Below are 21,318 nucleotides of genomic sequence, written 5' to 3'. Positions count from 1 at the left end.
TTAGCCGGGCTTCTGCCACTTGCGGTAGTGCAGTGTCAGCCGCTCCAGATCGCCGGCCGCCACCTCCAGCGCCTGCGCGCTGTGCAGCACGTTGTTGGCGGTGTCGATGTTCTGCTCGCCCAGCACCGCCAGCTGCTCCACCGACGCCGCCACCTGGTGCACGGTCGAAGAGTCGCTGGCCACCTGGCTCGACAGCTTGCCGGCAAAGTCGTGAGCACGGTCGGCGATGTCCAGCAACACGTCCAGCTGCGACGCCGAGGCGCGAATTTCCGCGCTGACGTGATCGACCTCTTCCACCGAACGGTCCATGTTCAGCGTCACCTTGTCGGTAATCTGCACGATCTGCTGCACCACGTCGCCGATGGCGTCGGTCGCCGTCGCGGTACGCTCGGCCAGCTTGCGCACTTCATCGGCCACCACGGCAAAGCCACGGCCGGTTTCGCCGGCACGCGCCGCCTCGATCGCCGCGTTCAGCGCCAGCAGATTGGTCTGCTCGGCGATGCCGTGGATCAGGTTGGTCATGGCGCCGATTTCGGTCATCGACTTGTCCAGCGCCGCCAGCTCTTCCTTGGAGCGATTGACCACCACCACCGCCTGGGTGGCGGCCTCGGCCGCACGCTGCATCACCTGCTGGCCCTCGGTCGCGGCATTGCGCGTTTCCTGCGCACCCTGCACGCTGTCTTGCGCCATCGAGGCGACATGGCCGATCGAGCTGCTGATCTGCTCCATGCTGATGCTGATCTGCTGCAGGCCCTTGCCCTGCTCTTCGGCACGCGCCACCAGCCCGCCCATTTCCTGGCTGAGGGCGTGCGACTGCTCGTAGGTACGACCGCCGGCGCTGAGCGAATCCGCCACCATCGCGCGCATGTGCAGGCGCAGGCCTTCCAGACTGTCCATCATCGCGCCGAGCTGGCCACCGAGACGGGTCTGCAGCGGCGACTCCAGCTGGCCTTCCGCCAGATTGAGGAAGCCCTGGTGCAGGCGCTGCATCACGCGCCACTCGGAGTAGCGCCACCACACCGAGGCGGCTGCCAGTGCACCCAGTGACAGCAGGCTGACCAGCAGCCGCGTGCCGTCGCTCCAGCCCGGCACACAGCCGGCGGCGACCAGGCCGGAACTGAACAGGCCGGTCAGCACGAAGCCGATCTTGCCGCTATCGCGGCGCTTGGACAGCTGCTTCAGCGTGGACGGCAGGCTGGCCTGCTTGTCGCGCACCTTCTGGTACAGCGCTTCGGCGGCGCTGACTTCGGCGCGGTTGGGCGTGCTGCGCACCGAGACATAGCCGACGATCTTGCCCATTTCGGTGATCGGCGTGACATGCGCCTCCACCCAGTAGAAATCGCCGTTCTTGGCGCGGTTTTTCACCAGCCCGCCCCACGGCTTGCCCTGCTTTACCGTGTCCCACAGGTCGGCAAAGGCCTCCGCCGGCATGTCCGGATGGCGCACGATATTGTGGTTTTTGCCCAGCAGTTCGGCTTCGCTAAAACCGCTGATGTCGATGAACGCACGGTTGGCGTAGGTGATGGCGCCCTTGAGGTCGGTTTTGGTAACAATCGGGCGCAGGGGATCGAGAAACAGCTCGTTGGCTGTCACTGGCATATTTATTTTCATAATCGTGTCTTATTGATGTGTGCGCCAATCGTGCAAGATTATCAAACATTTCTAATCAAGCCTACACAAACGTCGGCAGGCGCGATTGAAAATACCTCTTCCGGCCAGCTTTGCAAACGCGGTGGCACCCGGTACAGTTCGGAAAGCATAAACACAAATGATTATCAAATGAATCAAGCGCGCAACACCATCCCGACCGAGCTGCTACTGGAGGTCATCGAACGGCAACGCATCGGCGCCGAATACCAGCCGATCAAGGCGACCAACAGCCTGCAGACGGTGGGCTACGAGGCGCTGGCACGGTTTTATAGTGCAACGCGCCAGCCGCTGCCACCCCAGGCGGTGTTCGACACGCTGCACGATTCGCCGGTCACGCTGGTGCAGGTCGAACTGATGAGCAAGCGCTGGCAGATCGAACATGCGCCCCGCGACGGCCTGCTGTTCCTCAACCTCGATCCGCACGCCGTCGCCGGCCTGTCGCTGGCGACACCGGAACACCCGCTGCTCGACCTGCTGAGCCAGCCGCAGCGCACCGTGATCGAGCTGATCGAAAATACCAATGTGCAGGAAGCGGATCACAGCATGCTGCTGGCAGAACTGCTGGCGCAGCGCGGCATCCGTACCGCGCTGGACGACATCGGCGGACCGGCGACGATGGTGTCGATCCCGATCCTGTGTACGGTGGACATCTACAAGTTCGACCGCCAGTGGCTGCGGCTGCTTCAGCAACCACGACAGTTGCGCATGCTGCAGATGCTGCTGGCGTTTGCCCGTGCCGAAGGCAAGCAGACGGTGCTGGAAGGCATCGAAAGCGAGGCCGACCTGCGCCAGGCGCAGGCACTGGGCGTCGACTTCGTGCAGGGCTACCTGTTCCGCCCCGAGTTCATCCGCCGGGACGCGCTGTAAGTGCGTGTTTACGATCTCGCGCGCTTACGCGGGACAAGGCAACAGCGGCTGAGGAAGCGGCGTTTATCCAGACATCAACAAGCATGCCGAAACCGTTTCTAACGCCGTATCGCCCCATTTAGATCAAGTCGCAGCCGATCGAGTACATGCCCTAAAACAGTTTGCCCAAGGTTGGCCGCTGAAACCTATATGGAGTAAAAGAACACATATTTCTGTATGAGCTTTTAGCTATAAGTCTTCATGGTTTGTTAACAGTAATATTTATGCCACGGCTTCAGTCGTGGCATTTTTTATGTGGGCTATCGCAGGGCACTAGATCGGAAATTCCGTTTGACACTGACTGCAAAGGCCGATCTGTGGCTCCCGCCTCACCGTACTGCGTACCCACCAATAATCAGATTCCTTCCACCGAAAAGGAGTCTGTCATGGACACCACACAGAAGCGTGAGGCATGGAACAAAGGCAAGCTGATTGGCCAAAAGCCGCCTCTGAAGCCCAAAGACATCTGGGCGATCCGGATCCACCTCCAGAATAAGCACGCGGTACGGGATCTTGCCATGTTCAACCTGACGATCGACAGCAAGCTTCGTGGCTGTGACTTGGTCAGCTTACGAGTGCGCGATATTACGAATGGAAACCAAATTCTGCCCCGTGCCATTGTCACCCAGCGCAAGACACAGCGTCCGGTACAGTTTGAGCTGACAGAGCCGACCAGATTGGCGGTAGCTGCCTGGCTAGAGAAAGCACATTTGCGCAGTGATCAGTATCTCTTCCCTAGTCGGTTGGAGGATTCTCCACATTTATCGACTCGACAATATGCACGGATCGTACATATGTGGGTCGAAACCGCTGGGCTGGACTCATCAATCTACGGCACTCACTCGTTGCGGCGTACCAAAGCAACATTGATCTACAAGAAGACAAAGAATCTGCGAGCGGTGCAAATCTTGCTTGGTCATACCAAGTTAGAAAGCACAGTGCGGTATCTCGGGATCGAGGTCGATGATGCTTTGGAAATTTCTGAGCAGATCGAAATTTAGGTAATACCTACAATTAGCTTTACCGGGGTAGCAGTGCGCTTTCGCTGCTACCTGGGTCCCTATCGGCCAAAACGGCCGCTCACGCCCATAATGATCAATGGCTGCTTTCACATCGGAATGCAGCCATTGATGTAACAAGCAAACCAGAGGCGATTTACATGCCTAATTGCAATACAACCTGCGCCGCATCTCCCGCAAGGCGAGGAGCGCTAGGGCGGGCATTTCAGGATTGACTTGCTCGATACAGTGAGAAAAGCTCACCCCGTAGATTCGCAGCGTGTTTCGAAGATCGATCAGCGGAATACGGGACAAGGGTTCCCTTGCAAACAGGCTGACCACCATCGCGTGCTCGGCCTGCGAAGGCATCTTGGCAAGGGCTTTACCCGATATAACGTTCACCACATTGCCTCCAGTCAGTCCAAAGCCCGGGAGAGTCGCTCTGCAAGCGCACCCAACATGCTCTCTATGCGATTACCCCTGGCTTGCTGCATTTGATCGCAACCACAGCGCGGGCAACAACGCGCCCATTCGGGCAGGCATATCACATCCGATGGCATCATGATCGTGCGCTGCCAATGGCAGCGTGGGCAGACAAACTTGACAGGGCCAAGTGGCACCGGCATGGATTACCCTCCTCAACCAATGAATACGATGTAAATCAACAGGGGAACACCGAGTAACGGGAAAGCGATGGCCAGCAGAACGGCCGAAAGCATTTGCAGCACCCTTCCCCAGGACCGGCCCGGCAATCCCAGCGACACAACAAAGAGAACAACTGCCAACAGAATCAATCCTGGATCACCTTCACGGGGTTGTTTTCCTTCAGGAAACATAATGCCCCTCCTCTTCTTACTGCCTGTATCAGTATGACTTTGACCTGCGACATACCTTGTCACCAAGACCACTCTTTCTTGCATTTTTTCTAAAGTAAATGCATGTAAAATCTGATATGTTTATGCTTTACAAATATCAGATGAAGTGTTGTGTATGGCCAAGCTGCTTCCAGACTTGTCAGGCGAAGTGAGAAGAACCATCGGCTACCGCCGTGAAATGGATGTACTGACACTGCTCCAGAAATCACTGCCAGATGGGTATGTCATCTTCCATAATGTGGAATGGCACAGCTTGTATGAAGGTCGGGATTGTCACGGCGAGATTGACCTGATCGTCATGAACCTTGCAGGCAACCTGCTGCTTGTTGAGGTCAAGTCAGGCGCGTTGGCCATCAGTAATGGCCAGTTACTGAAAGACTACGGCCTGCGCCAGCGCGACATTGCTACCCAGGTGAAAGTGCAATACGGAGCAATGCGCCAGCTGCTTGGCAAGGCGGGACTCCACGTCACACTGTCCAACTGCTTGGTGCTGCCAGATTTTCATCTGGCCGGTACACCTGTTGTCAGCATTCCACGCGAGCGCATTTTTGATGCGGCTGACTTCCCCAACCTGCCGGCCCGTGTTGAAAATCTGCTGCCGCTGGGCGTCCCTGATGCCGCTGCCGAGCAGATAAAAGCCTTTCTCCGTAATCACCTCGATCTTGTCCCGGATGTAGCCATTCTCCAAGGGCAAATCCAGAAAACCGTCAAAGGGCTAGCCGACGGGCTGGCTACCTGGGTCCCCCGCCTGCAGGCGCCATCCCGGCGCTATCGCATCCAGGCCACAGCGGGTTCAGGCAAAACCCAGCTAGCTGTAACACTGCTGCAGGAAGCCGGTCAGGCCGGGCTTCGCACCCTGTATGTCTGCTTCAATCGGCCGCTGGCCGAACAGATGTCCCGCATTGCCCCTGGCCAGTCCACCACCTTTCATGCCTTGTGTATCGATTACTACCGCCAGCAGCGGCAGACACTCGACTTTCATGCCCCCGCCATGTTTGAACAGGCTGCAGCAGACTACCTGCAATACCTCCACAGCCAAGCTGCCAATATTGACCTGTTGATTCTGGATGAAGCACAAGACCTGCAACCGGACTGGATCACCGGCTTGATCTCCATGCTGGTGCTCGATGGTCGGCTGTACATGCTGGAGGATCCTGACCAATGCCTGTACGGCCGCCCTTCCTTCGATATGCCCGATGCAGTCCGCATTCAATGCATGGATAACTTCCGCAGCCCACAACAGGTCTGCCATGCAATCAATGCATTTGCACTCGCCAGGGAAACCGTCAAATCGAAAAGCCCCTGGCGTGGTGATGTCCCAGCATTTCACGTGTACGACGGCAGCGAGGAAGACCTTCTCTGCAAGACCGGGGACGCAATCAAGGAACAGCGCTCACTGGGTATCGACGTGGCGCAGCTGGCGGTACTTTCAACAAAGGGTATTGCGCACTCGAAACTGCTCTCGCTCGACACTTTGGCCGGGTACGCAACAAAGCGCTTTACCGGTGAATTCACGCCAGATGGCCAACCCGAATGGACCCAAGGCGTGCTACTGCTGGAATCGGTATATCGTTTCAAGGGCCAATCCGCCAGCGCCGTTATCCTGACTGAAATCGACTTTGCCGAGCTCTCACGTCACGAACGCACCAAGCTCTTCGTTGGCATGACGCGCGGCATGCTATCTGTATCCCTGGTGCTGAGTGAACGGGCTGCCGCGCTGCTGGCGGAGGAAATGCAAAGCAAATAACACGCGACAAGGTTTGTCGCACGATCTTCTTATGCTGCACCAATACCGACGCGAGTGAGAAACAAGAACATGTCGCTATCACAAGACAGAACAGAGCGCCTGGCGCTGATTGAACGCTTACTTCCCGGCGACCAGGGGGCCAGCCAGCACGGCCTGACAATAAAAGAAATCCAGCGAAAGCTGGAAAACATCAACAAGGATGTCATTCGGCACCACCGCACCCTGCAGCGTGACTTGCAATGGCTCATCAAGCAAGGGCGTGTCCGCCCGCTGGAAAACAGCCGCGAGCAACCCGCCTACCAGCGCATAGAAGAAACCAGTGACATTGACGACAGTATCTGGGACTACTTTGTAGGGCACTTGAAGAAAGACCTCGAAGGGATCGTTTCCAGCGGCGAACTATCCAAACTGCTCGATCGCCTGAAACTTCGCGATCAGGGAATTGCACTCGACGAAAGCAAGATATGCATCCTTCCCGACTCGCTGCGCCTGCAACCGGCGAAAATCAACTATCAGGTTTTCACTAAGGTACTCCGAGCCATGAAAGAAAGCCGCGCCCTGCAGGTGAAATATATCGACAGGCAAGAGAAAAGCAGCACGCCAACACTGCACCCGCAGGGAATCATGCAGCGCGGGCCACGCATTTACCTGTTTGCGCTGAAAAACGACGAGCAGGAAGAACGCCTCTACGCCATCGACCGCATTCGGACAGCAGAACTGCTCCCGATTACAGCACGCCAAAAACAGGACTTCGATTTCAACCGCCACATCGCCGAAGGCCGCGCAGACTTCGCCAATGGCGAACTGATCACCCTGAAAGCAATTGTGCGTGGCTATGTGGAAAACCTGGTCTATGACTGCCCTCTGCATGAGAGTCAGAAACTGGAACCGTTGAGCGATGGCGATCCTGGATCATTGCTGACGGTAACAATGCCATCAAGTGGACAACTACTAAGGTGGATACTAGCCAGTGGCGACAATATTACGGTCAATGAGCCTTTGGAACTAAGAGGCATAATAATAAATCAACTCAATCATGCCGCTGAAAAGTACAGATCAAAACCAGTAGGTGCAAATACATACGACGCCCCTCTGATTTGAGTAGCACACGGATTTAAAGCCCAATGCCATTAAGCCAAGGAGACCGGACGTAAAGAAACGTTCTTCTGAGAAAAAAATCATCGACTTGCCCGCATTCTGAGCCGATTTTTTAATATCGTTCAAATAAGCAATCATGACGAATGATTTTGCATTTTTATACGAAAATGCAATTTGCAATAATTAACAAGATTGGAACCGGTAATGAGTCAGCCCAATATCGACGTGTTATGTACAGAAGCCAACCGCCTGCTCGACCTGAGCATCCAGTTTCTGCAGTGGATGAGCCAGCAAAAAGGGGTGGTGTCCACCGCCATGCAGGGAGAGGCGCAAACCTTCGACCAAGCGTCACTGGGCAAGCATGTAGAAGTGCTGCAAGGCGAAAAAACCAAGCTGGAAAGCCTGGACATGGTGCTGGCAGTGATCGGCACCATGAAAGCCGGCAAGTCCACCACCATCAATGCCATTGTCGGCTCCGAGGTGCTGCCCAACCGCAACCGGCCGATGACGGCACTCCCCACACTGATCCGCCACACCCCCGGGCAAGTCGAGCCGCTGCTGAAGTTTGACAACAACGGCCCGATCAACCAGTTGCTGGATGAGTTGGTTCTACTGGTCAACCAACCGCAATTATCTGCACAGCTGGACACGCTGACCGACAATCCGGACATGCAGGAACTGCTGCGCCGCATCCACGAGAAACAGCACTTTGAGACTCGCTACCAAGGTGCCGAGCAGATCTTCTGGTTCCTGAAAAGCCTAAATGACTTGGTGCGCTTGTCACAAGTGCTAGGTGCTGCCTTTCCTTTCGAGCACTACGACGAAGTTCACGAGATGCCGGTCATCGAGGTGGAGTTTGCCCACCTTCGCCACATGGCCAATGCCCGCGGCCGCCTGACGCTGCTGGACACCCCGGGGCCGAACGAAGCCGGGCAAAGCCATCTGCGCGTGATGATGAAGGAACAGCTGGCCAAAGCCTCGGCCATTCTGGCCGTGATGAACTACGGTCAGCTAAAATCGGATGCCGATGATGAAGTGCGCGAACAGCTGAAAAATATTGCCCGCACCGCCAATGGCCGCCTATTCGCCCTGGTAAATAGGTATGACGAGAAAGACCGCAACGGCGACAGCATTGAGGAGATCAAGCGTCTGGTGGCCAGCGATCTGATGAAAGGCTTTATCGACGAGGCCCATGTTTACCCGGTATCGGCCCGCCAGGCCTATCTGGCCAACCGGGCGCTGCACGAACTGGCGCTGCACGGCAGACTACCGGCATCCAACCAGCAGGCATGGGTAGAAGACTTCGGCAATGAAGCCATCGGTCGTCGCTGGGAAAGCAAGATTGAAGACGCCGAAGAAGTAAAAGATGCCGCCAGTGAGCTGTGGCAGGAGTCGCTGTTTAATGTACCAATGGAAAAGGTAGTTCAGACGGCCTACGCCCAGGCGGCGGTCTACGCCATTGACGCCGCCTCTGCCAAACTGGTGGACATTACCCACAAACTGGATAACTTCCTCAGCCTGCGCAAGAGCGCACTGTCGCGCAATGCCGAAGAACTCAAGTGCCAGATCACGTCGCTGATCGAAGACAGCCGCAAGATTGACAATGCCGAAGAAGAAGCCGGTGCACTTGGCAAAAGCATGCTCTACCAAATCGACAGAAACTCAGCCGCGGCACTAAAAAAGTTACACACCGAAATGGAAGCCAGCCTGGATCAGTACTTTCGGGAAGGCAAAAACATCGAAAAAATCCAGCATAGCGAACTCGCACAGCAAGAAAGCCAAAAGAAAAAACAACGCTCGGATGGCACACTCGGCTTTTTTCTGAAGAATGTCCTGAATAACAGCTGGGGCAATGGTGACTCACAAGACTTTGATCCAAACAGCCCAGTACTGCGCTTCAGTGACAAGGATGAGGTTGACACGCTGCTGAAGCGTCTCGTCTCTTCCATCGAAAAAATCATGAAGTCCGGCGAGAGCAACCTGATCGACACCATACAGCACATGCAGCAGGACTTCCGCAAAGACTTTGAGGGGAGCATCGGCAATATGGTGGCCGAGCTCGTCGCCACAGTGAAAGACCGCCTATCGGCTGACGGCTTCAGCATCGAAATCCGGCTACCACCGCCACGTTTCCCGTCGCTGCACATGTCCGGGCTGGAGATGTTGGAGAACATGGTGCAGGAAAGGTCCGAAACAGTTACCCGTTCTCGCCGTAAATCCGGGGTATGGGGGGGCATCTGCAAGTTCTTTAACACAGACGACTGGGGCTGGGAAGACTACCAGACCACCAAAGAATATTACGAGTTGGATATGCGAAAAATTCGCGCCGCAACCCAGAAGAGCATTGCGCAGACATTTAAGCTGCTCCAGAACGCCATCGCCGAGATGGTACAGCAGCCATTGGAACAGGAAGTACAAAACTACTTTGCCACCTTCCGCAGCAAAGTAGAAAACATCCGCGCCGACATGCAGCAGGGCATCCGTGACAAGGAGGGTAGCAAGAAAGAACAAGAAGAGTTGGCACTGGCCATCACCAATCTGCTTAATAAACTGCCCGTCTTGAAGAGCGATTGCGACGAACTGGCCGAAGACCTGAAACCGCTGCTGCAGCATGAAGGAGCCTGAGGTGACAGACACAGCCCAAGCCATTACCCGGGATAGCGAGATTTACAAGGTGCTGACCTGCCTACCGGAAAAGTTCATTGTCGACTTTGCCAACGGTATCGACGTCACGCAGGACCACCTGCGGGTACAGCACGCGCGCAGCAGTTTCTTTAACCGCTGCTACGACGGCCTGACAGGCAGCGCCAGCAGGCGTCAGGGCGAAATCAACGCTAACCTGGCCCAAGGCCTGGAAGCCTCGCTGCAGTGGCTCACCGAGCTTACCGAGTCGCTGGCGCAAAGCAACTTGGCCATCGCACGGGTAAACGAGCGTGTCAGTGGCCTGAACCAGCACGTGGCGCGGCTGGCCAACTATGCCGCCCATACACGCACCCAGCTGGAACGCCTGGCCGAGCAGTTGCACGCCCGCTGCAGCACTATTGAAGCCGAGCTAGGCCGTATCGGTTTCGAGCAGCGAGTGGGCCAGCACATAGACAGCGTGTTTGCCCGCTGGGAAGCTGGGCGCTTTGATGTGTTTTCACCAGCCGGGCGCTGCTTTGCCGCGCTGGAAGAGCTGCGCTGGGGGGCATTTGGCGACTATTGCCGCGCTCACCTACCTGGCCACCGTCAGCAGCAGCAGTTCCTCGGCCTGGTGATAGACCGTGCCACGGCGCTGCTGCAGCGCGAGAGCGGCAACCAGCGCGTAGAAACCCGGCAGTGGCTGGCTGCACCGGCCCGCAGCCTGCTCGATGCCCCTGCCGCCCTCGCCTACCTGGCCGAAGACTACAACACCATACAGCACCCGTTTGTGCAGACAAGTTGCGGCCAGTTGGCCAGCCTGCCGGTACAAGTACCGGCTATCATGCGTGCCGGCCGCTTGGTCGAGGCGCTCAGTGACGAGGTATTCGTAGCAGCATGACACAAGACACACTCAAGACCGGACTGGTGCTGTCCGGGGGCGGCGCCAAAGGGGCCTACCAGGCAGGCGTGGTCAAGGCACTGGCTGAGCTGGGCACCCGGGTAGACATGATATCCGGTGCCAGCATTGGCGCACTGAACGGCGGCGTGCTGGCTTCTGCCAACTCACTGCACGAAGGAGCACGGCGGCTGGAACAGCTATGGCAAACCCTGGCCGACAACAACCCGCTGACAGTAAAGAACCCTTATCGCCAGCTGGCCTACCTGAGCCTGCTGGCCGCTGCCGGCCTGCCGGCTCGCGGCTCGCTGTTATTTGCTCGCGCCGCCTCTGGCACTCTGGGCCTGCTGCCCAACGCCAGCGGGCAGGATGCCATCCTTTGTGACAAGCCGCTGCAAGCGTTGATGGACCAATACCTGGACAGCCGGGCGCTGAACAACGGCCTACCGCTGTATGTCTCGCTGTTTGAAAGCCTGGGTGGCGGCATGGACCTGCTACGGGTACTGGCGGCCGAGGTAGGCATAGCCGATACACCCGATTCGCACTTTGTGCACGTGCAAAGCCTGGCACCCGCGCAGCAGCGCGACGCGCTGCTGGCCTCGGCCGCACTGCCGCTGCTGTATCAGTCACGGCAGATCAATGGCCGCAGCTACACAGACGGCGGCCAGGGCGGCTGGCGCAGCGGCCAGGGCAATACGCCGGCTACGCCGCTGGTTGCAGCGGGCTGCAAGCTGCTGATTGTGACCCATTTGAGCGACGGCTCGCTGTGGAGCCGGCACGATTACCCAGATACCACCATTCTGGAAATCCGCCCGCAAAGCACAATGGTCCGGGACGATGGGGCGCTGGGCGGTGCCAAGGACCTGCTGGGCTTCGACCCCGAGCGCATCCCGTCGTGGATAGAACAGGGCTACCAGGACACGCTGCATTGCGTCGGGCGAGTAATGAAAGCCAGCCAGCTGCGGAGCCAGCTGCGGGACGCCAGACAAGTGCTGACTGCTAGCGAGGAGCAGAGCAGCTTATCCGACCAAGTGCTGACCGACGCCATGCGGGCCCTAGACTAGGCCTAGCCTGCACCGTACAGAACGATGGCGGTCTGCCCCCGCTGCCGGCGCCTTGGACTGCCCCGGCCCTTGTAGGTAATCCTGCTCTATGAACCGCCCATAGTTTGCTAGATACAGCAATGGCAGCATTCCGATGTGGAAAAGGCCATTGCACAAATATGAGTTTGACCGACTGCTTTGGCCGAATTGTGCGCGTAGCTTGTCCGTCAGGTTCTGGAGCGGAGCAGTCGATCGAATGACTGCTCTGTGAGACATGCGATCGGCTGCAGTTGGCCGGGCGCTGCCGTAGCTAACAGCATCCAGAAAGCTGCCCTTGCGTTTCCATCTGTCGGCTATTGTGAACCGACACGGAGATCCCGCTCTCGGCGAGGAGCCGCCCTACCGGAGATAGTCGGAGCAGCCATTCAGATGACTGCTTGACTCGAAAACCTGCCGGACGGCCTACGCGTGCAACTCGGCCTTAGCTGCCACAGGGTGGTAGCCAGTGTTATGTCAGCAACCCAGCTAGAGCTGTCAGTGGCACTGCCCCATCATGAATGTGCTGATTTTCTCTACAGTGACGACGTCAGCCGACCCAATGCTGACCTTCGTGCAGTTCAAATACGTAAAAAAAATCTATGGCTTAATTTTAGCGACTAATTTATGCATTTAATATAGCATTGACGCTCGACCGAATCTTCGAGAGATACCGCGCAAGATCGGTGAATTCAAGCGTTAGCTATAAGGGTTTATTGAATGGCATTACCACTAATTTTGATTGCAATTGGTCTCGTATCCCTACTTGCAGGGACCACAATTGCTGTCAAATGGGAAGACATCATCGTTGCATTGAAAGGCAGACGGATCGCCGTCTTGGGAGCGCGTGGCGTGGGTAAGACTCACCTCGTGAAGTTCTTGAGTACCGGCTCTATCCCCGCCGAGTACAAGCAAACGGTCGCTCCAGAGAAGACTTCATCTCGCCGCTTTAAGCTCAAAGAGCTTAACTTGAAGATTCAGGAGTCGCTCGACGTATCCGGAGACAAGGCGGCGTACGCTGAGTGGAAGGAGCAACACGATCAGGCTGACGTCGTGTTTTACCTCCTCCGCGCCGACCGACTCATTGCTGGCGACAGTAACGTAGAGACTCGAGTCAGAGATGACCTGAAGCACATCGGAGATTGGCTCAAATCTCGCAACCCACGCCCACACTTTTTCATCATCGGAACCCACTGCGACTTCGACTCAGAGTTCCAAAACATCACGGCCGACAAGATTGGTGACTACACCGACAAATTCCGCCGGATTCCCATCGTCGTGGAACTCGTCGCACGTGCGGGCGGCGCACAGCAAGCAAAGGTCGTCTTGGGGAGCATGAAGGCCGTTCAAGATACCGAGGCGCTCGTCTACCAAGTCTTTATGCAGGTGGCTCCATGACGGATAAGTTAATCCTGTGGGCTCAGGCCCTCGACAACGCCTCGCCAGACCACTTCGAAGTGCATGGGAAGGTTTTACCCCCCGACGACACTGAGCGACGCCAAGAGGCCGTGTCGCTCGTATCAAGAGTAATTAAGGGCGGAGAGCGGCTCTTCGAAAAGAGTGGCGTACTACTGACCGCCGATGATAACTGCTTCGTCGTGGAGGTCTCATCCGTACAGCGTGATAGCGCGGGGAGAACCGCACCGATCGTCTGTTACGGCAACTTCGACGCTACCGTTGTCGATGCGCTTGGCACCTCGGTTACAGTTGCACTCAACGACTTTGCTAAGCGAATCGGGCGCACGTTGCAGCCCGAGCATTTCGAACTCGTGCGAGCATCCTTCGAGACCCTAAAAAAAAAGTCATCGACGACGAAGCTCCTACGTACCGTCTTGATCGGGACGGTGGGGCTCGTTCTTTTGGGCTTCGTCTACTGGCTGATGAAAATGGGTTTGTAGCGAGGAACAAGACACGAACGCAGGAAGCTGTGCCCATGGTGGGCGTAACGCCTCCCTTCATCAATAAGCAGGTATCGAGCGACTTTCAACCTATGACAACCGGTTCATTTCCCAACGACCCGAGCAGCCGCAAGGCGATCCTAGTTCTTCAGCAGCACGACCTTGAGAAGTGCGCTTATGAACCCGGTGCAGCTCAATCGCTGTTCGATGAGGAGGCCTACGTTCTACCGTTCCCGTTTCACCCGCAGGGCGAGGTATTGCCGGCTCTCCGATACATTCTTGATGCCGGGCTTGCTCGTCCCGGCAATATGCTTGTTCAGAGCCCCTTCGATGCTGACTCCTACGAGGAAGCCTCACTTGCTCCCCAGCGCTTCGCTCTTGCGAAGCATATGCACTTCTCTACGCTGTGCATGTACCTCGGTGCAAAGGAGGTCAGCGTCGAGCAAATCGACCTCCACACCCGCACAGGTAAGACTTCAGTTGACGTGAAGGGTGAGAGGCTCGGTGCGAGTGCCCAAGTCTCCATCGAGGCGGAGGAACTCGAGCGTTTCCGCGCCCAAATGAACCTTTTCGACGAGTTCACTGGAGGCCCCCCCGAGATTGCGGCTGCGGAAAATCTTCTTCGTCGCACCGGCCTGCTGGCGGACCCAAATATGCGCAATCTCCTCGAAATGCGACGGGCCGGTACGAACCAGTTGCTGACGCGTAAGTTGACCCTGAGTCTCTTGAACGAGGCAAAGAGTAACCTCAACGTCGTGGGACGGTTGAAGGTGCCCAAGTTTGTGAAACTCTCCGCCGAGTACGACCGAGTCATAAAGGAGCAGCACGACTACTCGCTAACCGTCTTAGTAAGATTTTGACACTCCGGTTACGGGTGATCAGGGTTGAGCTGGTCGCGCTGCGCCATGTAGAACACCCATAGCTTCCAGAACAATTCCCCTGCCCAGCGTGGCGCCCAATACACATGCATGAAGTGCTGCTTGCTGTCGAGTGCATTGCCTTTCCAGCCTGCATGCAGGGTGTGCGAACTCTTGTAGTCCGTCCGCGGCAGCAGGCCGTACTTGTCGCGCAGGTAGGTAGCACGGTTACAGACCACCGGCTTGCCCTTTGCATCGCGCAGATCGCCCGGTGCCTGACCGAGGCTGGGGTGATAGATCTTGACCAGCGCACTGCCTGGGTCTGTATCGTCGGGAATTACGTCATGCACAAAGAGGTGGAACGGTTCGCTCATGCGCAGCCCACTGTAGTGCATCAGCATCGTGATCAGGATGTCGCGTAGGTTCAGCCGCTCCTCGATGCGCGGACTGTTCTGTTTGCCAGGCACGATGAAGCCCCTGAACAGCAGATCAACCATGCGATCCGCCGGGAAGTATTTGACCGGCTCGTGGTCGATGACGGGGCTTTTCTTGAGCAGGGTGCTGCGAGCCTGGCTGACCTTGAGTGCGGCGACGTCAACGCTCATGGAGTGCCCCAGGAAGGCTCGGTTCTTCTGGTGCTGCCAGGCGGCCCATGCCAGTTGTTCCTCGGCGCATGTGGCCTGCCGCCATGGATTGAGCGGCTGCGTGCCGTATTCCTGCGCCACCCAGTCGGAGAAGTTGGAGAGGTGATTGACCAGCACGCGCACGACCGCCGGCGTGCGGGCATCCCAGTACAGGTCGCTGGGGTCGTTGCCGTCGATCCCCACGGTGCCGCTGTAGAGCCGTTGCACGAAAGTATTGAACAGGTCGTGTGGGTTGTCGAAGGCCGCGTGGTTCGCCGCCATGTAGTCGATCAGAAGGCCCACCGCCTGCACCAGCTTGTTGGTGTTGCTCTCCGAGAGCAGGTGCCGACGCGAAAGAATGTAACGGATCAGCGGTTGCAGCGGTCCGAACTCGGTGAGGATGACCGGGATTTCCTCATGGATGCCGGTGTTGTCGCGCACCACTTTGTAGTAGACGACGGTATGGGTCATACCATGCCCATCCAGCATTGAACGTGCATGGTCCCCACAGCAACCTGATGCAGTAAGGTATGGAGAATGTTAACGGTAGTCATATTGGGAGTTATAGCACTCCATACCAATATGACTAGCAGACAAAAAACTACCGCCTCATTCTTCAGAAGTGGTAGTTTTGAGGCTTAATTATTACAGATAACCAACTCCATATAAAGTATTGCGGCCAACCTTGGGCAACGGAGCGCCGCCGGCAACCGGCTCAGGCGCGTTTCAGCTTGAGCTTGCCTGCCAGCCAGGTGTGGTCGTAGCTGACGATTTCGTAGGGATTGCCGAACGGATCGACGAACGACACCGAGCAGAAGAAACCGTGGTCGTGTACCGAGTCGCGGGCGATGGTCTGCCCGTCGCGGCTCACCACCCGCTCCACCGCCAGCCGGTCCAGCCACTCCATGAAATCGTGACCGCTGACGCCAAACGCCACCGCACCGGCCGGCACCACCACCGCCTCGTCCTGGCTCAGCGCCAGACGCACGCTGGCGCTGGGGTTGGTCAGCATCAATACCCCGTGCGGCCCGTCCTGCAGATGCTTGTAGCGCACATCCGGCGCCATGCCCAGCACGCGCTGGTACCAGTCCAGCGCCTTGGCAGTGTCATTTACCTTGATGTGCAGGTGGTCAATCTTGGCCAACGTCAGCATGCGTACCCCAAAATAATAAATTCATGATGTCGTTATGATCAGTTACGGTTTTTTCAGCAAGGGCGCCAGATAGTGCCCGGTGTGGCTGGCCGGGTTGGCCGCCACCTGCTCCGGCGTGCCGCAGGCAATGATCTGGCCGCCGCCGGCGCCGCCCTCCGGCCCCAGGTCGATCAGCCAGTCCGCGGTTTTGATTACGTCCAGATTATGCTCGATCACCACCACAGTATTACCGTTCTCGCGCAAGCGGTACAACACGCTCAGCAATAGCTCGATGTCGTGGAAATGCAGGCCGGTGGTCGGCTCATCCAGAATATACAAGGTGCGGCCGGTATCGCGCTTGGACAATTCCAGTCCCAGCTTCACCCGCTGCGCCTCGCCACCGGACAGCGTGGTGGCGCTCTGCCCCAGGCGGATGTAGCCGAGGCCGACATCCATCAGCGTCTGCAGCTTGCGCGCCACCGTCGGCACCGCGCTGAAAAACTCCAGCGCCTGTTCCACCGTCATTTCCAGCACTTCGTGGATGCTCTTGCCCTTGTACTGCACTTCCAGCGTCTCACGGTTGTAGCGCTTGCTGTGGCAGACATCGCACGGCACGTACACGTCCGGCAGGAAGTGCATCTCCACCTTGATCACGCCGTCGCCCTGACACGCCTCGCAGCGGCCGCCCTTGACGTTGAAGCTGAAACGCCCCGGGCCGTAGCCGCGCTCGCGCGACAGCGGCACACCGGCAAACAGCTCGCGGATCGGCGTGAACAGGCCAGTGTAAGTGGCCGGGTTGGAACGCGGCGTGCGCCCGATCGGGCTCTGATCGACGTTGATCACCTTGTCCAGCTGCTCCAGGCCGCTGATGTCGCGGTACGGCGACGGCTGCTCGCTGGCGCCGTTGAGATCGCGGGCGGCGATCTTGTACAGCGTGTCGTTGATCAGCGTCGACTTGCCGGAGCCGGAAACGCCGGTAACGCACACCAGCATGCCCAGCGGCAGCTGCAGCGTCACGTCCTTCAGGTTGTTGCCGCTGACGCCGGCCAGACGCAGCAGGCGCTCGGGATTGACCTCGCGCCGGCTCGCCGGCACCGCGATGCCGCGGCGGCCGGACAGGTAGGCGCCGGTCACCGATTTCTCGCTGGCGGCGACCTCGGCCGGCGTACCGGCCACCAGCACCTCGCCGCCGTGCTCGCCGGCACCCGGCCCCATGTCGACCAGGTAGTCGGCGGCACGGATGGCGTCTTCGTCGTGCTCGACCACGATCACGCTGTTGCCCAGGTCGCGCAGCCGCCGCAGCGTTGCCAGCAGGCGGTCGTTGTCGCGCTGGTGCAGGCCGATCGACGGCTCGTCCAGCACGTACATCACGCCGGTGAGGCCGGAGCCGATCTGGCTGGCAAGACGGATGCGCTGCGCCTCGCCCCCGGACAGGGTGTCGGCGGAGCGCGCCAGGCACAGGTAATCGAGACCGACGTTATTGAGGAAGGACACGCGGTCGCTGATTTCCTTGACGATCTTTTCCGCCACCGCCTGCTTCTGGCCGGAGAACTGCAACCCGCTGAAGAAGGCCGAGGCATCCTTCAGCGCCATCTGGTTGATCTGGTGCAGCGTCTTGCGGCCGATGTAGATATGGCGCGCCTCCAGCCGCAGGCGCGAACCGCCGCAGCTCGGGCAGCACTGGTTGTTCTGGTACTTGGCCAGCTCCTCGCGCACGGTGCTGGAATCGGTCTCGCGGTAGCGGCGCTCCAGGTTGGGGATGATGCCCTCGAAGGCATGCGCGCGCTGGAATTTGGTGCCGCGCTCGGACACGTAGGTGAACTCGATTTCCTCGCGCCCGGAGCCGTGCAGCACCACCTTCCGCACCTCGTCCGGCAGATCCTCGAACGCGGTCTCCAGCGAGAAGCCGTAGTGCTCGGCCAGCGCCAGCAGCATCTGGAAGTAAAACTGGTTGCGCTTGTCCCAGCCCTTGATCGCGCCGGCGGCCAAGGTCAGCTCCGGATGCGCCACCACCCGTGTCGGGTCGAAATAGGTGATCTCGCCCAGGCCGTCGCACTTGGGGCAAGCGCCCATCGGGTTATTGAACGAGAACAGCCGTGGCTCCAGCTCCGGCAGGCTGTAGCTGCACACCGGGCAGGCAAACTTGGCGGAGAACCAGTGCTCCTTGCCGCTATCCATTTCCACCGCGATGGCGCGGCCTTCGGCGTGACGCAACGCGGTCTCGAAGCTTTCCGCCAGCCGCTGCTGCATGTCGGCGCGCACCTTGACGCGGTCGATCACCACCTCCACCGAGTGCTTCTTGTTCTTGTCCAGCTTCGGCACCGCGTCCAGCTCGTACACTTCGCCGTCGACGCGTACGCGCACGAAGCCCTGCGCACGCAGGTCCTCGAACAGCTCGACGTTCTCGCCCTTGCGGCCAACGATGACCGGCGCCAGGATCATCATCCGCGTCTCTTCCGGCAGTGCCAGCACGTGGTCGACCATCTGGCTGACGGTCTGCGACGCCAGCGCCACGTCGTGCTCCGGGCAGTGCGGATCACCGACGCGGGCGTACAAGAGACGCAGGTAGTCGTGGATTTCGGTGACGGTGCCCACGGTGGAGCGCGGGTTGTGGCTGGTGGCCTTCTGCTCGATGGAGATCGCCGGGCTCAGGCCTTCGATCAGGTCGACATCGGGCTTTTCCATCAGCTGCAGGAACTGCCGCGCGTAGGCCGACAGGCTTTCGACGTAACGGCGCTGCCCCTCGGCATACAGCGTGTCGAAGGCCAGCGACGACTTGCCGGAGCCGGACAGGCCGGTAATCACCACCAGCTGGTGGCGTGGCAGGTCAAGATTGATGTTCTTCAGATTGTGCGTACGTGCGCCGCGAATGCGGATGGAATCCATGCCTGTCTCACCGTCGGTCGGGGAACCTGCTACTATACCGGACTTGCGCGCAGCCGCTCCATAGCACGATGGATTTCCTGACCGAGAAATCCGCTGCCGCTGCCCGCCCACTGTGACGACGCCCTCATTTCACCCGTACCGATGACTGCACTTGAGCTACGCGCCAGCCTTGGCCTGGCCGGAATCTACGCCCTGCGCATGCTGGGCATGTTCCTTATCCTCCCCGTCTTTGCGCTCTACGCCGAAACCCTGCGCGGCGCCGACAACCACACCCTGATCGGCATCGCGCTGGGCAGCTACGGCCTGGTGCAGGCGCTGCTGCAGCTGCCGCTGGGCATGCTCTCCGACAAGGTTGGCCGCAAGAAGATCATCTACGGCGGCCTGCTGCTGTTCGCCGCCGGCAGCTTCATCGCCGCCAGCGCCGACGACATCATGATGCTGACCGTGGGCCGCATCATCCAGGGCTCCGGCGCCATCTCGGCGGTGATCACCGCTCTGCTCGCCGACCTCACCCGCGAAGAAGTCCGCACCCGCGCCATGGCCATCATCGGCATGAGCATCGGCACCACCTTTGCCGTCAGTCTGGTGCTGGGGCCGCTGCTGGCACGCTATATCGGTGTCGACGGCATCTTCGTGCTCACCGGCGTGCTGTCGCTGCTGGCGCTGCTCGGCGTATGGCGCATCATTCCCGACCCGGTGCACTCCAGCTTCCACTCCGACACTGGCACCAACACCGCGCGACTGCCGGCGGTGCTGCGCAATCGCGAGCTACAGCGGCTGAACTTCGGCATCTTCGCGCTGCACGCGGCGCAAATGGCGATGTTCGTCACCATCCCGTTCGCGCTGACCAGCACCGGCGGCCTCGACAAGTCGCAGCACTGGCTGGTGTACCTGCCGGTGGTGGTCGCCGGCTTCGTGCTGATGGTGCCGGCCATCATCTACGGCGAGAAAAAGGCCAAGCTGAAGCAGGTGTTCGTCGCCGCCGTGGCGCTGATGACCACCGCGCAGATCGGCATGGCGCTGGCGCTGTCCAGCTTCTGGCTGATCGTGCTGTGGCTGGCCCTGTACTTCGTCGCCTTCAACATTCTGGAAGCCACCCTGCCGTCGCTGATCTCGAAAATTGCCCCGGCCGATGCCAAGGGAACCGCGATCGGCGTGTATAATACCGCCCAATCTTTCGGCCTGTTTGCCGGTGCCGTTGCCGGCGGCTGGCTGTACAGCCACCACGGCGCGCTGGGCGTGTTTGCCTTCACCAGCGTGCTGATGCTTGCCTGGCTGCTGCTGTCGCTGACCATGACGCCGCCCAAGGCGGTGAAGAGCCAGATGTTCCACATCGGCGAGCACTGGCAGGGCGATGCCGATGCCCTGTCGCGGCAGCTGGCCAGCCAGCGCGGCGTCAGCGAAGTGGTGGTGTTGCTCGGCGAACGGGTGGCCTACCTGAAGGTCTCCCAGCAAGACTGGGACGAAGCCGCGGTCAAGCAGCTGATCCAGGCAACGTACTGAGCCGCCGCACCGCCGTCACCTCAGCCCGTGACGGCGCCGAATACCTCCTTGAACTGAAATGAAACGGAGCCCCAATGAACAGCATTACTTTTGATGGCCGCCTGGCCGCCGACGCCGAACTGCGTTACACCCCGAGCGGCGAAGCCGTGCTCAGCTTCCGTGTGGCCAGCGACATCGGCTTTGGCGAGCGCAAGACCACCAACTGGTTTACCTGCCAGGTGTGGGGCAAGCGCGGCGAATCGCTGAAAAACTACCTCGGCAAGGGCCAGCAAGTCACCGTCTACGGCCAGCTGACGCTGCGCGAATGGCAGGACAAGGAAGGCCAGAAACGCCTGTCGCCGGACGTGCGCGTCAATGAAATCAGCCTGCAAGGCGGCAAGCGCGACGGCGGCATGGGCGGCGCGGACGAAGACTACAGCTACGGCGGTGGCGCCCAGCGCTACGACGCCCCGGCCGCGGCACCCGCCGCCGCCCCGGCGGCACCACGCCGCATGGAGCCGAAACCGGCCCCGAAAATGGACGACATGGACGACGACATCCCGTTCTAGC

General features: G+C 59.0%; 18 protein-coding genes. 12 read left to right on the top strand and 6 right to left on the bottom strand.

The window, feature by feature from the left end:
* Positions 1-1,599 (bottom strand): methyl-accepting chemotaxis protein, encoded by a 1,599-nt coding sequence (locus PQU89_RS11570; protein ID WP_272765967.1) that lies wholly within the window; start codon positions 1,597-1,599, stop codon positions 1-3.
* Between the two features lie 180 nt (positions 1,600-1,779).
* On the opposite strand from PQU89_RS11570, the gene PQU89_RS11565 reads away from it, so the two are divergent.
* Both PQU89_RS11565 and PQU89_RS11560 read left to right on the top strand, forming a co-directional pair.
* On the top strand, positions 1,780-2,517 hold the full coding sequence (locus PQU89_RS11565) for an EAL domain-containing protein (RefSeq protein WP_272765966.1): 738 nt from the start codon (positions 1,780-1,782) through the stop codon (positions 2,515-2,517).
* A gap of 425 nt (positions 2,518-2,942) precedes the next feature.
* Positions 2,943-3,557, top strand: a complete 615-nt coding sequence (locus tag PQU89_RS11560; RefSeq protein ID WP_272765965.1) for a tyrosine-type recombinase/integrase — start codon at positions 2,943-2,945, stop codon at positions 3,555-3,557.
* Between the two features lie 162 nt (positions 3,558-3,719).
* Here PQU89_RS11560 and PQU89_RS11555 read toward each other — a convergent pair whose 3' ends face one another.
* Together PQU89_RS11555 and PQU89_RS11550 are read right to left on the bottom strand one after the other, a co-directional pair.
* Entirely contained in the window at positions 3,720-3,959 is a 240-nt protein-coding gene (locus PQU89_RS11555; RefSeq protein WP_272765964.1) for a hypothetical protein, read from the bottom strand.
* A 233-nt stretch (positions 3,960-4,192) separates the two neighbouring features.
* Positions 4,193-4,390 (bottom strand): hypothetical protein, encoded by a 198-nt coding sequence (locus PQU89_RS11550; RefSeq protein ID WP_272765963.1) that lies wholly within the window; start codon positions 4,388-4,390, stop codon positions 4,193-4,195.
* 154 nt (positions 4,391-4,544) lie between these two features.
* Between PQU89_RS11550 and PQU89_RS11545 the strand changes: the two genes are divergently transcribed.
* From PQU89_RS11545 to PQU89_RS11510, 8 genes are all read left to right on the top strand, one after another.
* Positions 4,545-6,176 (top strand): AAA family ATPase, encoded by a 1,632-nt coding sequence (locus tag PQU89_RS11545; RefSeq protein WP_272765962.1) that lies wholly within the window; start codon positions 4,545-4,547, stop codon positions 6,174-6,176.
* A 69-nt stretch (positions 6,177-6,245) separates the two neighbouring features.
* Positions 6,246-7,277 (top strand): helix-turn-helix transcriptional regulator, encoded by a 1,032-nt coding sequence (locus tag PQU89_RS11540; RefSeq protein WP_272765961.1) that lies wholly within the window; start codon positions 6,246-6,248, stop codon positions 7,275-7,277.
* A 201-nt stretch (positions 7,278-7,478) separates the two neighbouring features.
* Positions 7,479-9,899, top strand: a complete 2,421-nt coding sequence (locus PQU89_RS11535; protein WP_272765960.1) for a dynamin family protein — start codon at positions 7,479-7,481, stop codon at positions 9,897-9,899.
* Position 9,900: 1 nt separating this feature from the next.
* Complete coding sequence (locus PQU89_RS11530; RefSeq protein ID WP_272765959.1) at positions 9,901-10,794, top strand: diguanylate cyclase regulator RdcB family protein; 894 nt, start codon at positions 9,901-9,903, stop codon at positions 10,792-10,794.
* Positions 10,791-11,855 carry a patatin-like phospholipase family protein gene (locus tag PQU89_RS11525; RefSeq protein WP_272765958.1) on the top strand — a complete coding sequence of 355 codons (1,065 nt, stop codon included), beginning with the start codon at positions 10,791-10,793 and terminating at the stop codon, positions 11,853-11,855. Before PQU89_RS11530 ends, PQU89_RS11525 begins: the two co-directional genes overlap by 4 nt.
* A gap of 735 nt (positions 11,856-12,590) precedes the next feature.
* Complete coding sequence (locus PQU89_RS11520; RefSeq protein ID WP_272765957.1) at positions 12,591-13,268, top strand: P-loop NTPase family protein; 678 nt, start codon at positions 12,591-12,593, stop codon at positions 13,266-13,268.
* Entirely contained in the window at positions 13,265-13,768 is a 504-nt protein-coding gene (locus PQU89_RS11515; RefSeq protein WP_272765956.1) for a hypothetical protein, read from the top strand. The genes PQU89_RS11520 and PQU89_RS11515 overlap by 4 nt, the downstream gene beginning before the upstream one ends.
* Before the next feature lie 35 nt (positions 13,769-13,803).
* On the top strand, positions 13,804-14,628 hold the full coding sequence (locus PQU89_RS11510) for a hypothetical protein (RefSeq protein ID WP_272765955.1): 825 nt from the start codon (positions 13,804-13,806) through the stop codon (positions 14,626-14,628).
* 8 nt (positions 14,629-14,636) lie between these two features.
* On the opposite strand, the gene gmtY is transcribed toward PQU89_RS11510, so the two are convergent.
* The 3 genes from gmtY to uvrA all read right to left on the bottom strand — a co-directional run bounded on the left by gmtY (position 14,637) and on the right by uvrA (position 19,266).
* Entirely contained in the window at positions 14,637-15,719 is a 1,083-nt protein-coding gene (gene gmtY / locus PQU89_RS11505) for a gamma-mobile-trio recombinase GmtY (protein ID WP_272765954.1), read from the bottom strand.
* 244 nt (positions 15,720-15,963) lie between these two features.
* Positions 15,964-16,401, bottom strand: a complete 438-nt coding sequence (locus PQU89_RS11500; RefSeq protein ID WP_272765953.1) for a VOC family protein — start codon at positions 16,399-16,401, stop codon at positions 15,964-15,966.
* Between the two features lie 42 nt (positions 16,402-16,443).
* Positions 16,444-19,266, bottom strand: coding sequence for an excinuclease ABC subunit UvrA (gene uvrA, locus PQU89_RS11495; protein WP_272765952.1), 2,823 nt, complete (start codon positions 19,264-19,266; stop codon positions 16,444-16,446).
* Positions 19,267-19,407: 141 nt separating this feature from the next.
* Between uvrA and PQU89_RS11490 the strand changes: the two genes are divergently transcribed.
* Both PQU89_RS11490 and PQU89_RS11485 read left to right on the top strand, forming a co-directional pair.
* The gene (locus PQU89_RS11490) at positions 19,408-20,769 is read left to right on the top strand and encodes an MFS transporter (protein ID WP_272757117.1); all 1,362 of its coding nucleotides are present in this window, start codon (positions 19,408-19,410) and stop codon (positions 20,767-20,769) included.
* A gap of 74 nt (positions 20,770-20,843) precedes the next feature.
* Complete coding sequence (locus tag PQU89_RS11485) at positions 20,844-21,317, top strand: single-stranded DNA-binding protein (RefSeq protein ID WP_047967281.1); 474 nt, start codon at positions 20,844-20,846, stop codon at positions 21,315-21,317.
* Position 21,318: the final 1 nt, after the last annotated feature.

This window comes from Vogesella indigofera, from assembly GCF_028548395.1.
Lineage (GTDB): Bacteria > Pseudomonadota > Gammaproteobacteria > Burkholderiales > Chromobacteriaceae > Vogesella > Vogesella indigofera_A.
The sequence above is the reverse complement of the archived record's forward strand: the minus strand, read 5'-3'. Positions and strand labels throughout refer to the sequence as shown.

Coding starts and splice junctions, on each gene's coding strand:
- PQU89_RS11570 (WP_272765967.1), bottom strand. CDS start 1,599: ATGCCAGTGACAGCCAACGAGCTGTTTCTCGATCCCCTGCGCCCGATT.
- PQU89_RS11565 (WP_272765966.1), top strand. CDS start 1,780: ATGAATCAAGCGCGCAACACCATCCCGACCGAGCTGCTACTGGAGGTC.
- PQU89_RS11560 (WP_272765965.1), top strand. CDS start 2,943: ATGGACACCACACAGAAGCGTGAGGCATGGAACAAAGGCAAGCTGATT.
- PQU89_RS11550 (WP_272765963.1), bottom strand. CDS start 4,390: ATGTTTCCTGAAGGAAAACAACCCCGTGAAGGTGATCCAGGATTGATT.
- PQU89_RS11545 (WP_272765962.1), top strand. CDS start 4,545: ATGGCCAAGCTGCTTCCAGACTTGTCAGGCGAAGTGAGAAGAACCATC.
- PQU89_RS11540 (WP_272765961.1), top strand. CDS start 6,246: ATGTCGCTATCACAAGACAGAACAGAGCGCCTGGCGCTGATTGAACGC.
- PQU89_RS11535 (WP_272765960.1), top strand. CDS start 7,479: ATGAGTCAGCCCAATATCGACGTGTTATGTACAGAAGCCAACCGCCTG.
- PQU89_RS11525 (WP_272765958.1), top strand. CDS start 10,791: ATGACACAAGACACACTCAAGACCGGACTGGTGCTGTCCGGGGGCGGC.
- PQU89_RS11520 (WP_272765957.1), top strand. CDS start 12,591: ATGGCATTACCACTAATTTTGATTGCAATTGGTCTCGTATCCCTACTT.
- PQU89_RS11515 (WP_272765956.1), top strand. CDS start 13,265: ATGACGGATAAGTTAATCCTGTGGGCTCAGGCCCTCGACAACGCCTCG.
- PQU89_RS11510 (WP_272765955.1), top strand. CDS start 13,804: ATGGTGGGCGTAACGCCTCCCTTCATCAATAAGCAGGTATCGAGCGAC.
- gmtY (WP_272765954.1), bottom strand. CDS start 15,719: ATGACCCATACCGTCGTCTACTACAAAGTGGTGCGCGACAACACCGGC.
- PQU89_RS11500 (WP_272765953.1), bottom strand. CDS start 16,401: ATGCTGACGTTGGCCAAGATTGACCACCTGCACATCAAGGTAAATGAC.
- uvrA (WP_272765952.1), bottom strand. CDS start 19,266: ATGGATTCCATCCGCATTCGCGGCGCACGTACGCACAATCTGAAGAAC.
- PQU89_RS11490 (WP_272757117.1), top strand. CDS start 19,408: ATGACTGCACTTGAGCTACGCGCCAGCCTTGGCCTGGCCGGAATCTAC.
- PQU89_RS11485 (WP_047967281.1), top strand. CDS start 20,844: ATGAACAGCATTACTTTTGATGGCCGCCTGGCCGCCGACGCCGAACTG.